The organism is Pseudomonas sp. 18.1.10 (assembly GCF_024655625.1).
Lineage (GTDB): Bacteria > Pseudomonadota > Gammaproteobacteria > Pseudomonadales > Pseudomonadaceae > Aquipseudomonas.
In genome coordinates, this window is the sequence record NZ_JANLGL010000176.1 from 1 (window position 1) to 11,392 (window position 11,392).

The 11,392-nt window shown below is 59.1% G+C and carries 13 protein-coding genes and 1 pseudogene; 5 read left to right on the plus strand and 9 right to left on the minus strand.

Going from position 1 to position 11,392, the window contains the following annotated elements; all coding sequences use genetic code 11:
• Nucleotides 1-68 precede the first annotated feature (68 nt).
• The 5 genes and pseudogenes from NUV89_RS22910 to NUV89_RS22925 form a co-directional block, all read right to left on the minus strand.
• Nucleotides 69-578 (minus strand): DUF1003 domain-containing protein, encoded by a 510-nt coding sequence (locus NUV89_RS22910; RefSeq protein WP_257783107.1) that lies wholly within the window; start codon nt 576-578, stop codon nt 69-71.
• Nucleotides 579-655: 77 nt separating this feature from the next.
• Nucleotides 656-1,207: a methyl-accepting chemotaxis protein gene (locus NUV89_RS30010; RefSeq protein WP_374684539.1), complete on the minus strand. Its 552-nt coding sequence runs from the start codon at nt 1,205-1,207 to the stop codon at nt 656-658.
• Nucleotides 1,208-2,014: pseudogene (locus tag NUV89_RS30015) on the minus strand (PAS domain-containing protein); the annotation flags it as partial. It abuts the gene before it with no gap.
• A 224-nt stretch (nt 2,015-2,238) separates the two neighbouring features.
• Entirely contained in the window at nt 2,239-3,297 is a 1,059-nt protein-coding gene (locus NUV89_RS22920) for a diguanylate cyclase (protein ID WP_257783108.1), read from the minus strand.
• Between the two features lie 186 nt (nt 3,298-3,483).
• On the minus strand, nt 3,484-4,110 hold the full coding sequence (locus NUV89_RS22925; protein ID WP_257783109.1) for a TetR/AcrR family transcriptional regulator: 627 nt from the start codon (nt 4,108-4,110) through the stop codon (nt 3,484-3,486).
• A gap of 123 nt (nt 4,111-4,233) precedes the next feature.
• On the opposite strand from NUV89_RS22925, the gene NUV89_RS22930 reads away from it, so the two are divergent.
• From NUV89_RS22930 to NUV89_RS22940, 3 genes are all read left to right on the plus strand, one after another.
• On the plus strand, nt 4,234-5,292 hold the full coding sequence (locus NUV89_RS22930) for an MBL fold metallo-hydrolase (RefSeq protein WP_257783110.1): 1,059 nt from the start codon (nt 4,234-4,236) through the stop codon (nt 5,290-5,292).
• Nucleotides 5,293-5,496: 204 nt separating this feature from the next.
• On the plus strand, nt 5,497-6,141 hold the full coding sequence (locus tag NUV89_RS22935) for a hypothetical protein (protein ID WP_257783117.1): 645 nt from the start codon (nt 5,497-5,499) through the stop codon (nt 6,139-6,141).
• Nucleotides 6,142-6,271: 130 nt separating this feature from the next.
• On the plus strand, nt 6,272-7,762 hold the full coding sequence (locus NUV89_RS22940; RefSeq protein ID WP_257783111.1) for an amidase family protein: 1,491 nt from the start codon (nt 6,272-6,274) through the stop codon (nt 7,760-7,762).
• A 137-nt stretch (nt 7,763-7,899) separates the two neighbouring features.
• Here the strand turns inward: NUV89_RS22940 and NUV89_RS22945 are convergent, their stop codons facing one another.
• Both NUV89_RS22945 and NUV89_RS22950 read right to left on the minus strand, forming a co-directional pair.
• Nucleotides 7,900-8,280 carry an XRE family transcriptional regulator gene (locus NUV89_RS22945; RefSeq protein WP_257783112.1) on the minus strand — a complete coding sequence of 127 codons (381 nt, stop codon included), beginning with the start codon at nt 8,278-8,280 and terminating at the stop codon, nt 7,900-7,902.
• A gap of 105 nt (nt 8,281-8,385) precedes the next feature.
• Complete coding sequence (locus NUV89_RS22950; protein ID WP_257783113.1) at nt 8,386-9,333, minus strand: hypothetical protein; 948 nt, start codon at nt 9,331-9,333, stop codon at nt 8,386-8,388.
• A gap of 242 nt (nt 9,334-9,575) precedes the next feature.
• Between NUV89_RS22950 and NUV89_RS22955 the strand changes: the two genes are divergently transcribed.
• Together NUV89_RS22955 and vapC are read left to right on the plus strand one after the other, a co-directional pair.
• Entirely contained in the window at nt 9,576-9,806 is a 231-nt protein-coding gene (locus NUV89_RS22955; protein WP_257783114.1) for an antitoxin, read from the plus strand.
• Complete coding sequence (gene vapC, locus NUV89_RS22960; RefSeq protein WP_257783115.1) at nt 9,806-10,204, plus strand: tRNA(fMet)-specific endonuclease VapC; 399 nt, start codon at nt 9,806-9,808, stop codon at nt 10,202-10,204. Before NUV89_RS22955 ends, vapC begins: the two co-directional genes overlap by 1 nt.
• Nucleotides 10,205-10,210: 6 nt before the next feature.
• On the opposite strand, the gene NUV89_RS22965 is transcribed toward vapC, so the two are convergent.
• Together NUV89_RS22965 and NUV89_RS22975 are read right to left on the minus strand one after the other, a co-directional pair.
• Nucleotides 10,211-10,858, minus strand: a complete 648-nt coding sequence (locus NUV89_RS22965) for an HAD-IB family hydrolase (RefSeq protein WP_257783118.1) — start codon at nt 10,856-10,858, stop codon at nt 10,211-10,213.
• A gap of 247 nt (nt 10,859-11,105) precedes the next feature.
• The coding region (locus NUV89_RS22975; RefSeq protein ID WP_046033829.1) for a ribonucleotide-diphosphate reductase subunit beta at nt 11,106-11,392 on the minus strand (287 nt) is incomplete at its 5' end.

The window sequence follows — 11,392 nt, forward strand, 5'->3', positions numbered from 1 at the left end:
GACCCACCGCTTTCGCGAGCAAGCCCGCTCCCACACAAGCCCGCTCCCACAGGGGATTTAGGGTTAGCTCAAGATTTGCGTACGAACTGCTCGTGCATTTCACACGTCAGTGTTTCGATGCGCTCGGTCAGTTGCTTGGTCATTTCCGTCAGGCGGGTGTTTTGCTCCAGCAATTCCAGCAACTGCTTGGTGGTCTGTGCGGCCTGGGCCTGGCGTTCGGTGTTGGCCACGGCCAAGGCTTCGCGGTGCTGCGCGTCGGCGTCGGACTGGGCTTTGTCGCGCGCAGCCTGGCGGGTCTGGGCCAGCAGGATCAACGGCGCGGCGTAGGCCGATTGCAGGCTGAAGGCCAGGTTGAGCAGGATGAACGGGTACACGTCAAAGTGCGTGACGCCGGTGATGTTCAGCACCACCCACAACACCACGATGGCGGTCTGTGCGCCAAGGAAGGTCGGCGTGCCGAAGAAGCGCGCGAAGGCTTCGGCCTTGAGGGCAAAGGTGTCGTTGCCAAAGGTCGGCGCCAGGTGGGCGTGGGGGCGGTGAAAACGCAGGTGGTCGACGTCGGGTTTATCTGGGGTCATGGCGGGCTCGGATCATCAACATAGAGACAGGCAAACACTATAGACCGAGCCCTCGGCCCCTACGCATGAAGATCGGGTCAGCTGCCACCGCGTTCATTGGCGAACGCGCTCACCGCCTGTACCGCCTCGCTGGTGCCTTCACGAATCTGCAGGATCACCGTGCCGGCACGGTTGGCCAGGTCGACCCCTTGCGCGGCGCGGTCGCGGGTGCCGTCCATGCTCTGGATGGCCTGGCGGGTTTCGTCCTGGATCATCGCGATCATGCTGGAAATTTCGGCAGTGGAACCGCTGGTGCGTGCCGCCAGTTGCCGCACTTCATCGGCTACCACGGCAAATCCTCGGCCCTGTTCGCCAGCACGCGCGGCTTCGATGGCCGCGTTCAGCGCCAGCAGGTTGGTCTGGTCGGCGATGCCACGGATGGTATTGACGATGGCGGTGATCTGTTGCGAGCGCTCGCCGAGCTTGGCGATCAATTGGGAGGAACCGTCAATGTCGGCGGCAATTTCCCGCATGCCGCTGGCGGTTTGCTGGATCACCTCGGCGCCTTTTTCCGCGATGTCGCGGGTGTTCAGGGAGATGTGATACGCCTGGGCCGCGCTGGCTGCGTCGGCGCTGTGCTGTTGCACCATGGCGGTGACGTCGGAGGCGAACTTGACCACTTTGCACAGGCGTCCGCTGGCGTCGTGCACCGGGTTGTAATTGGCTTCGAGCCACACGGTCTGGCCCTGTTTGTCCACGCGCTCGAACTGGCCACTGAACATCTCGCCCTGGTTCAGGCGTCGCCAGAAGTCGCTGTAGGTCGAACTGTTGGCCAATTCCGGCGTGCAGAACAGGCGGTGATGCTGGCCCTGGATCTGGGCGAGGCTGTAGCCCATGCGCTGTAGGAAATTTTCATTGGCGGTGAGGATGGTGCCGTCGAGATTGAACTCGATTACCGCCATGGCGCGGCCGATGGCATCCAACTTGGCGTTGGCTTCACTTTCGGCCTGCATGCGCGGGGTGACATCCATGGCGTACTTCACCACTTTGAGCACGCGGCCGGTCTCGTCACGTACCGGGTTGTAGCTGGCCTCAAGCCACACCGATTGACCGGTGCCCGCCACGCGTTCGAACGTGCCGGATTGGAATTGGCCATTGCGCAGGTTCGTCCACAACTGGCTGTACTCGGCGCTGCGGGCGAAGGCGGGCGTGCAGAACAGCCGATGGGACTGGCCGAGGATCTGTTCGGCGCGGTAGCCCATGGTCTTGAGGAAGTTGTCGTTGGCCCGCAGTACATTGCCTTGCAGGTCGAACTCGATGACCGCCATGGAGCGCTCGATGGCGTCCAGCAGACTGGCCTGTTGGGCGACGGTGTGTTGCAGGGTGCTGATGGTTTTTTTATGGGCGTTGAATAGCATATTCGGGTGCTCGGGCAAGCAAGCTTCGGGGTTATCCATGCAAGGTCGCCTGCCCCCGTAGCGCGCCTGACGCTACGGCTGACGTGCTCATTGTCAGCTTCCGGGTGCTGACAGCAGGGGTAGAACAGCGGGCTTCAGAGTCGCGCGGTGCGTCAGAAGTTCGGCCATGGGCGGGCACTTTTCACCGGAGGCGACCAATGGCGGCATTATGCTATCGCCGTGGACGCTGGGTAGGAATTTCAGACGAGGTGTCGTCGGACAACTTAGGCGGAATGGGCCACGGGATAGTCGCTGACATTGACGCGGTTGCGCCCGGTGGCTTTGGCGGCGTACAGCGCACGATCCGCGGCGTTGAGCCACATGGCGGCATCGCTGAAGCCGGGCTGGAAATCGGCCAGGCCGATGCTCAGGCTCACGCGCAATTCAGGGATCTGTGGGTTGCGATAGTTACCGAATGTTTCGCGCATCCGCTCCATCACTTGCGCGGCTTCTTCCAATGGCATTTGCGGAAGAATCACGCAGAACTCATCACCACCATAACGCCCGGCCAAGTCGTTTTCCCGCAGGTTGCGCCGCAGTTCCAGGCTGAGCTGGCGCAGCACGGCGTCACCGACGATATGGCCGTGGGTGTCATTGATCTGTTTGAAGTGGTCGATGTCGATCAGGGCGATGCTGGCGTGGCTTTGTTGTTGCTGGCACTTGTGGAACTTGATGTGCAGCAGGTCTTTCCAGGAGCCGTGGTTGAGCAGCCCGGTGAGGCTATCGGTGCGACTCAGCGCGCTGAGGGCACGCTTGTGTTCTGACAGCTTTATCGCCAATTGATAGCAGACGGTGCCGATGGCCATGGGGTAGAGGGTCAACATCGGCAGGCAGGCATAGACCTGGAGCAGGCTGACATCCGCGTTGAATCGCGCACCGAACAGCAGCCATGCGACACCGACGCCAACGGCCTGTGCCACTAGGCCGCGCAGGAACAGGCGTTTGCCCCCGGCGGCAACGTTGTTCATGGCCATCATCGACAGGATCGTCACGGCGGTCAGGGGCGTGAACTGGGTGGCTGCCGCCCAGAACCCGCCGAAAAGCGAGTCGTAGAGCAGATTGCGTTGTTCGGCCTGGTAGGGAAATTGGGCGCGGGTTGAAAGCTGATACGCCACGTGCGCCCAGGCAAAGCCGTTGAACAGCAGGAACGCCCACACCCAGCCGGGCATGGCCAGCGGGTAAAGGGCGGCGGCGACGCTGATGCTGCCGATGCCCAGGCCAATAATCCTTGGCTTGTAGATACGCTTGGCAAACGAAAGCCCTTTGCCTTGTCTGTTTTCCATAAGTTCTGAGTCAGCTCAATTTTGCAGATGCAACAGCGCGCGATCCCGGCTTCACCGTTGATCGGATAATTCGTTGATTATTGTCAGTTATTTGCAACGCAATAATCAGTGGCCTTACAGGCCATTTGCGCAAAACAGAGGGCGAATGCGTCAAAAGCGACCCGCGATGTCGTTTCGACGATAGGTTTACGAGGGCCGAAGGGGGCGCACTTCGTAGCCGGCCAGGAACAAGTCGATGGCCGACTCGATCACGCTGGCCTGGCTCGCGGCGTCGAGGGTGGGTTGGCCGAGGGTAATCTGGGGCCAGAACGCAAACGCCTTGAGCAGGCTCTGGATCTGGTGGGCGGCGAATGCCGGGTCGGTGCAACTGAGCCGGCCGTCTTCCTGGGCGGCGCGGACCCACTGGGTAAAGCCTTCTTCGCGTTGGCTCAGGCGGGTGACCATGTCTTGCGCACGTTCCGGCGAATGAATGGTGGCGGCGATAGCGACCCGGGCCAGATCGAGGAAATTGGCGTCCGCCATCATCTTCATCTTGGCTTCCAGCAACCCGCGCAATTGCTCGCGCAGCGGGCGGTCGCTGGCATAACTCACATCCAGTTGAGCAACGCTGCTCGCCCAGAGTTGATGGAGGATTTCGGCGAACAATTCTTCCTTGCTCGGGAAGTGGTTGTACACGGTGCGCTTGGAAACGCCGGCGGTGGCGGCGATCTTGTCCATGCTGGTGACCTCGAACCCGTTGGCGCGAAACTCGGCGATGGCGGCGGCCACGATGGCTTCGCGTTTGCGGTCGGTGAGACGTTGAGGGGCAGTCATGGCGGGTGTTCGGCTCTTTGGGGAAAATTACACTCGGTAGTTTACTTGTTCCGGCTTTTGTTGCAATCTTGAAACTACACTGTGCAGTGTAACTTTTCAGCGGCCTGTAGGAGTCACCTGGTAATGGCCACGATCTCATCCCGTGTTGCCCCTTCGCCCAAGGCGAGTAAACCTGCCGAGCAGGAACACAGCCACTTCAGCAACGACGCTCCCGTGCAGCACGGTGGCTTCGGCAAGACCTTGCGCATTTTCTGGAACATGTTGTTTAACAAGCCGCGCAGTACACGACCGGTGGGCAAGATCCCGGTGCATCCGCTGACCCGCGAGCAACTGCTGGCCGCCCCTGACCACAGCGTGTTTCGCCTTGGGCATTCCACCGTATTGCTGAAAATGCGTGGCAAGTTCTGGGTCACCGATCCGGTGTTCGCCGAGCGCGCCTCGCCGTTCAGTTGGGCCGGCCCCAAGCGTTTCCATCAGCCGCCGATCAGCCTTGAAGAGCTGCCACCGTTGGAGGCCGTGATTCTTTCCCACAATCATTACGACCATCTGGATCACAAGGCTGTGGTCCAATTGGCCGAGAAGACCCGCTGGTTTCTAGCGCCGCTCGGTGTGGGCGACATTCTGGTCAAGTGGGGCGTCGATCCCGCGAAGGTGCGGCAGCTGGATTGGTGGCAGGGTACTGAGGTCGATGGCGTGCGTTTTGTTGCCACGCCTGCGCAACATTTTTCCGGGCGTGGTTTGTTTGATGGCAACCAGACCCTGTGGTGTTCCTGGGTGATGATCGATGGGCCGCGGCGGATCTTCTTCAGTGGTGATACCGGCTACTTCGATGGCTTCAAACGCATCGGCGAGCAGTACGGCCCGTTTGATCTGACGTTGATGGAAACGGGTGCTTACAACGTTGATTGGCCCCACGTACACATGCAGCCGGAGCAAACCCTGCAGGCACATATCGACCTCAAGGGCCGCTGGTTGCTGCCGATTCACAACGGCACGTTCGACCTGGCGTTCCATGCCTGGCACGAGCCCTTCGACCGCATCATGGCCCTGGCGTGGGAGCGCAATGTGTCGATTACCACGCCGGCGATGGGCCAGGCGTTCAGCTTGAACCAGCCAGAACGCGGGCATGCATGGTGGCTGGAAGTGGAGGCTCAAGGCCTGCACGAACCGGCTGCTGGTTGAGGTGGCGCACGCAGGAAAAAAGGAGTTTTCAGAGTGTTTCAGTCCTACGACAAGTGTCGGCTAAGAGTGCGATGATCCCGGCAACGTCATTTTCCGGGGTAGGTGCTGATGGAACGCGATTGTGAGAAAACCTGGCATTTGGGCATGCCGTGCCAGCCTGGCTTGACGACGTCGGTCTCCGCAGAAATCGGAGGGCATGAGTCAGTGTTGCCCCTGGTGAACACCAACAATACCAACCCCTCCGGTATTGTCTTCGGCGCCGCGCACCCTGAGGGGGCAGTGCGTATACCGGGATACAACGCGTTGGCCCCGCATGTGAAAACGGTGCGGGACCCTTCGTTGTCACTGATCGCCTTGAGTGGTATCGAGCCGACGGGACCGGTGATGGTGGAAGTTCCCCTGGTGCTCAACAACACCACCTTTGCTTCTTCCAAGGTGATGGCGGGTTGGCGCATCGGGTATGTCGGTCGGTACGTGCGCGCAGGTCGTGCTGAACCCGTCGAACAGGGCAGCGCCTTGCGTCAGGTTCTTGAAGTCCTTCGCCAGGCTGGTGTGCAATGGGTCGCGGTGGACGTGAAGCGCGCGGATCAGACCCTTGAGTTCACCTTGCAGGCCTGCAATGACATCGATGATCTCGTGACCCGGTATCGCCTTGATGCGCTGGTATCCGTCGAGGGGAACGCGGCGTTTCAGGGGGCGTGCGCAAGCGGGTATCGCAGTATCTGCATACCGCTGGAGGGGGGAATGAAACTCTGGTTTTATGGCGCGAGGTGGTCGCGAGACTCACTGGACACCCTGGCGCAGGCGTATCGACAGCATGCTTCTGGCGCATCGGGTCGCCAGGGGTAACTACAGGCTGCGTTGATTCTTCTCACTCCCGAAGTGGCAGGGGTCTTAACGCCAGGGGCACGCTGAGGTACTTAGACTGACGGACAGATCAGCATTGATCCTTCGTTAAGTCTGCCCTCAGGAGGCACGTATGTTTGGTGTTGCGTACGGCGTGTATTCGTTTATCCAACAGGCTTTTCAGCAGCCGGTGACGGGTTCGTCCCCCACGGGTTCAAAAGCGCTTCCCCCCGGTACGGCATTCTTGAGTGTCCGCGAACTGGGTGAGCAGATGGCCCGGCCGGGTGGGTTGACCTCGGTCGATCTGGTCAGTTTCCTGCAGGAGCGTATTCGTTGGCTTGATCCGCAACTACGCTCCGTCATTGAGCTAAATCCCGAGGCGCTGGAGAGCGCACGCGAACTCGATCGTGAGCGTGCCAGTGGCAAGGTGCGCGGGCCATTGCATGGCGTTCCCGTTTTACTCAAGGACACCATTGAAACCGCAGGCATGCAAACCAGTGCAGGCGCCAATGGCCTGGTGGGTGATCCTGTCGGCAGGAATGCCCCGCTCGTTGAGTACCTGACCAAGCAGGGCGCGGTGATCCTGGGCAAAACCAATATGACGGAACTGGCCGGTTTTCGCGGTGGCCCCGATGGCTGGAGCAGCCGCGGCGGGCAAACCCGCAACCCGCATCACCCGGACGCCGAAGTCGGCGGCTCCAGTTCCGGATCCGCCGCGGCGGTTGCCGCGGGGTTGGCACCTTTGGCGGTTGGCGCCGAAACCAATGGGTCCATCATCGTACCGGCAGCGCTCAATGGTGTCGTAGGGCTTAAACCCAGCGTGGGTTTATTGGATCGCAATGGAATCATCCCGGCCAGCCGGCGGCAGGATACGCCAGGCCCAATGGCTCGTTCGGTCCATGATGTTGCGTTGTTGCTTAACGCTATGTCGGGTGACCCCGAAAGCCGGGGAGTCACGCCGGGGCTCGATTACACCAGGCTTCTGGTACCTGGCGCGTTAAAAGGCAAGCGTATCGGCTATCCCGCGACGTTCACCAGGAACGGCGAAAGCCTGCCGGTGGAGAACAGCCCGCAATTCAGCAAAACCCTGGAAGTGCTTCGCGAGCAAGGCGCGGTGTTGATACCGATCAATATGCGCCTGGCAGACGCATCAGGTTACGAGGAGTTGCTGTTCTCGGATGTGAAGGAAGAATTTAATGCCTACCTGGCTGGTCGCCAGGGGCTGCAGAACAATTCCTTGTCCAAACTCATCGAGTTCAATGACAACGAGGATGGCACTGGTACGGATCATCAGCCGGTGCTTAAGCAGATCGTTGCCTCCACCCTGACACCACAGGAGCGCAAAGAACGTTGGGACGCACTCATCGAGGATTTTCGCAGCACAGTGGATGACCCGATCAAACAGGAAAACCTGGACGCCATCGTGTCGGACTTCGATACCAACAGTTACTTCGGTGCCGCAGTGGCGGGGTATCCAGGGATTACCGTCCCTTCTGGAACGAACGAAGACAATCTGCCGACCGCTGCTTACTTTTTCGGTACCGACCGGTCCGAAGCCACATTGCTCGCAATGGCCTATGGGTATGAGCAGGCGGCTAAAGTGGCGGTTAAGCCGGTGCTTTGAGCGGCACTACGGCATGCCTGCGGGCAATCAGGATAAATAATGCGCCGGGTGCTGCATACAGGCCCGACGGCATCCCGGTTTTACACTCAACGGCTTGGGGTTGACGCAGCTTGGCTACCCGGTGAACCCGCTGGGCGTTACGCTCCATTCGGTTGGGGGACTTGTGAGTCAACCGATGCCGCTGTGGAGCCCATCAGCCGCGAGATGATGCCTGGCTCGGCGGGTTCGGCAGATGTGGGGGAAGACCTGCGCGCAGTCATCCCCCATCCCGGTGCAAACCCCGGAAAAAACACCAGCCCTTCCGCCTCCAGCCGAAACGCCAGGATCAAACGGGTTTCATCCTCCACGTCGGCATGGCTTTCGAAGCGTTGCACCGCCTCCACCGCCACACCTGCCTGGTGGGCCAGGTCTTCGCGGCTCCAGCCGAGCATCGCGCGGGCCTGTGCACTGTGCTTGGCGGTGAATTGGTGCAGGACGATCTGCTGTTCTACAGAAGAGCTCATTGCCAGGGAGGACATGGGGTTTCTCCAGGGTTTGACGGGGGAGGGCAAACTATACTGTGTTTTTGTACAGTTGTTTTGACCGTCTATCAACTGGATTTTTGCTGGTCTCTCGGCGAGCCCCTATTCCAACCCCGGCGCCTCCCGAATAATCAGGTGGTCAAGGTTTTCGATGTCTACGCTGAATACCCCGAACGTCTGCTCGGGGTTCTTCTTGCTGGGCACCTGTTTCAGCTCCGGCGTCACGCCGTAGAAGAAGCAATACAACGGCTGTTCACTGCCGGCTGCCGCCTTGATCTGCTCCAGGAAGGCTTTACGCTTGCGGTAGTTCTCGATCAGTTTTTTACTCAGGTAGACGTTCACCGAGTAAGGCTTCTTGTCGAGCCACACCTTCTTTTCGAAGTCGATGCGAAAGCTGCTGGTGTAGTCCTTGATCGCCTTGATCCTGCCCCAGTAGATCAGGCCCTTGTTGTCTTGCAGGTATTCGATCTTCTTGAAAAACGCCCAGTAGGTCGCGGTGTGGTCGCCGATCTTCAAGGGCATGCTTTTGAGCTTGTCCCTGTCGTCGATATTCGACACATAGCATTCCACCGGGTGGGCGAACACGCTGGTTTTGTCCGGGGTGGACTCACTGCTTGTGTGGGCGACACTACTTCGGCTAGACGGGACTTTCGTTGGATGTAGCGGGGTGTTTCCTTCAACGCTGGCGACGGCGGCTTTGCGCTCGTATTGACGGCGGGTGAGCACAAGCTCCGATGGGAAATTGTCCTCGCGCTCGTCGTCACTTTCACCTGATGCGGCCTTGTGCGTGCTGGCATATCGGCAGCCGTCGATATGCCGGGTGCCGGTCTTGTTCTTGAAGTGCGGTGTGCGCTGGTAGTTGACGTTTTTTGCGTTGAAGGTGCTCAACGCATTGCCCGTATCGAATGCTGCACGGCATTCATCGTTGGGGCAGAGGAAGCGGTCCTTGTCGGAGTCGAAATCCGCAGTTTCATCGAAATTCAGGTCTCGTACGTCGTAGATCGACAGTTTTTCATCGAGACTCAGGCAGTAGGCCGTGTCGAATTTCATGGGGCTCGGGTCCGTGAGAGGTTTCGCTATTAATAGCGGGATTTGCCTTAAATATCAGCAATAAAAACGATCCAAATAGTTCTAGCGAGGCTGTGAGGGCGCCGCCTCGATTTCCCAGTAACGTCCGCTCAAGCGTTGCCGAAAACCGACGATTGATACTAAACGAAATGTATATCCCGTTGACATATCCAGTCCGTGGTGTAGCGTTGCCTAACACACGTTGTCACTAGAGGTAGAGCACCATGGACCAAGGTTCTGTATTCCAAAGCAACCGTAGCCAAGCTGTGCGTTTGCCAAAGGCTGCGGCCATGCCGGATGACGTAAAACGTGTAGATGTCATCTCAATCGGTAGGGCCAGAATCATCACCCCCGCCGGTGAGTCGTGGGACAGCTGGTTTGATGGCGAGGGCGTCACGCCTGATTTTATGAACGACCGCGAGCAGCCAGCAGACCAAGAGCGGGAGTCTTTCTAGTGCTCAAGTTCATGCTGGATACCAACGTTTGTATCTTCACCATCAAAAACAAACCCCAGCAGGTGCGCGAGACTTTCAAAAGGCATCACGGCCAACTGGCTATCAGTACAGTGACCCTGATGGAGTTGATCTACGGCGCGGAAAAATCATCTAACCCTGAGCGAAACCTGGCAGATATCGAGGGCTTTGCCGCACGCTTGGAAGTTTTGAAGTACGACCAGGATGCCTCGATACATACGGGCCAGCTTCGCGCAGAGCTGGCGAGAGCTGGCACTCCGATAGGTCCTTATGACCATATGATCGCTGGGCATGCCCGTTCGCAAGGGCTGATTTTGGTCACGAACAACCGGCGGGAGTTTGACCGCGTGCCAGGCTTGCGCGTAGAGGATTGGGTTTAGTTCCCATCACCGCGGCAGCCGAGCCTGCTTTTTCTTCTTCGTATGAAAATGCCGAAAATGCGCATCCTGCGCCGCCGCCAGCAACTCCCGATCCCCGCGCGTATCGCCCCAGGCCCTGAGCCGATATTCCCCCAGGTCCCCATACACCGCTTCCAGGCGCAGCACCTTGTTTTCACACCGGCAGTTATTCCCGGTGAGCTTGCCGGTCAACACCCCGTCGACCACCTCAAGCTCGGTGCCAATCAACTTGATCCCCAGGCGATCGGCAAACGGCTGCAACACCAGCGCCGGCGACGCCGAGCACAGTGTCACCACCGCGCCGGATTTCAATTCATCTGCCACCGACTGCAAGCCACTCGGGCGCATCAACTTGTTCCAATACGCCTGGCAATAAGCTTGCGCCTGCTGCTGCACCCAAGCCTTCTCCACGCCGGTCATAAAGGTGCGGATCAACTGCGCCTTCAACTCATCCCGGCTGGTCAGCCGCAACAGAAACCGCAGCCCGGGCACCGCCAGCTTTACCATGCGCCGGCAGAACTCAGCCTTGCCAAAGGCAAACTTGAGGAACGGCACAAAACTGTCGTGGTGGGTCAGGGTGCCGTCGAAGTCAAAGACGGAAAGTACTTTGGCGTCAGCGGGGCCGGCTTCGAGCATGTCTGGGTTCACGGGTTGGCCTCGGTCCTATCTAATTTTTTTGGAAGTGCATCAGCTGTGACAACAGGCATTTGCTCGCGTATCAATCGCTGATGGCGATTGGGGCACAAGGCTACAGCATTGCTGATGCGATCCGAACCCTTCTAGACCCAGTGCCTGGTGCGATGTGCTTCAAGAAATGGCCAATCACGGGACATAAAAAAGCCCTGAACACGTCAGGGCTTCTTGATGCTGTTTGGCTCGGGAATCAATCCCAGCTCAGCGCGCCGCCAGTCTGGTACTCGATCACACGGGTCTCGAAGAAGTTTTTCTCTTTCTTCAAGTCCATGATCTCGCTCATCCATGGGAACGGGTTGGTGGTGCCAGGGTATTCTTCCTTCAAGCCAATCTGCGACAGGCGACGGTTGGCGATGAACTTGAGGTAGTCCTCCATCATCGCCGCGTTCATGCCCAGTACGCCGCGCGGCATGGTGTCACGGGCGTATTCGATTTCCAGCTGGGTCCCTTGCAGGATCATCTGGGTCGCTTCTTCCT

Coding starts and splice junctions, on each gene's coding strand:
- NUV89_RS22910 (WP_257783107.1), bottom strand. CDS start 578: ATGACCCCAGATAAACCCGACGTCGACCACCTGCGTTTTCACCGCCCC.
- NUV89_RS30010 (WP_374684539.1), bottom strand. CDS start 1,207: ATGGTGCAACAGCACAGCGCCGACGCAGCCAGCGCGGCCCAGGCGTAT.
- NUV89_RS22920 (WP_257783108.1), bottom strand. CDS start 3,297: ATGGAAAACAGACAAGGCAAAGGGCTTTCGTTTGCCAAGCGTATCTAC.
- NUV89_RS22925 (WP_257783109.1), bottom strand. CDS start 4,110: ATGACTGCCCCTCAACGTCTCACCGACCGCAAACGCGAAGCCATCGTG.
- NUV89_RS22930 (WP_257783110.1), top strand. CDS start 4,234: ATGGCCACGATCTCATCCCGTGTTGCCCCTTCGCCCAAGGCGAGTAAA.
- NUV89_RS22940 (WP_257783111.1), top strand. CDS start 6,272: ATGTTTGGTGTTGCGTACGGCGTGTATTCGTTTATCCAACAGGCTTTT.
- NUV89_RS22945 (WP_257783112.1), bottom strand. CDS start 8,280: ATGTCCTCCCTGGCAATGAGCTCTTCTGTAGAACAGCAGATCGTCCTG.
- NUV89_RS22950 (WP_257783113.1), bottom strand. CDS start 9,333: ATGAAATTCGACACGGCCTACTGCCTGAGTCTCGATGAAAAACTGTCG.
- NUV89_RS22955 (WP_257783114.1), top strand. CDS start 9,576: ATGGACCAAGGTTCTGTATTCCAAAGCAACCGTAGCCAAGCTGTGCGT.
- NUV89_RS22965 (WP_257783118.1), bottom strand. CDS start 10,858: ATGCTCGAAGCCGGCCCCGCTGACGCCAAAGTACTTTCCGTCTTTGAC.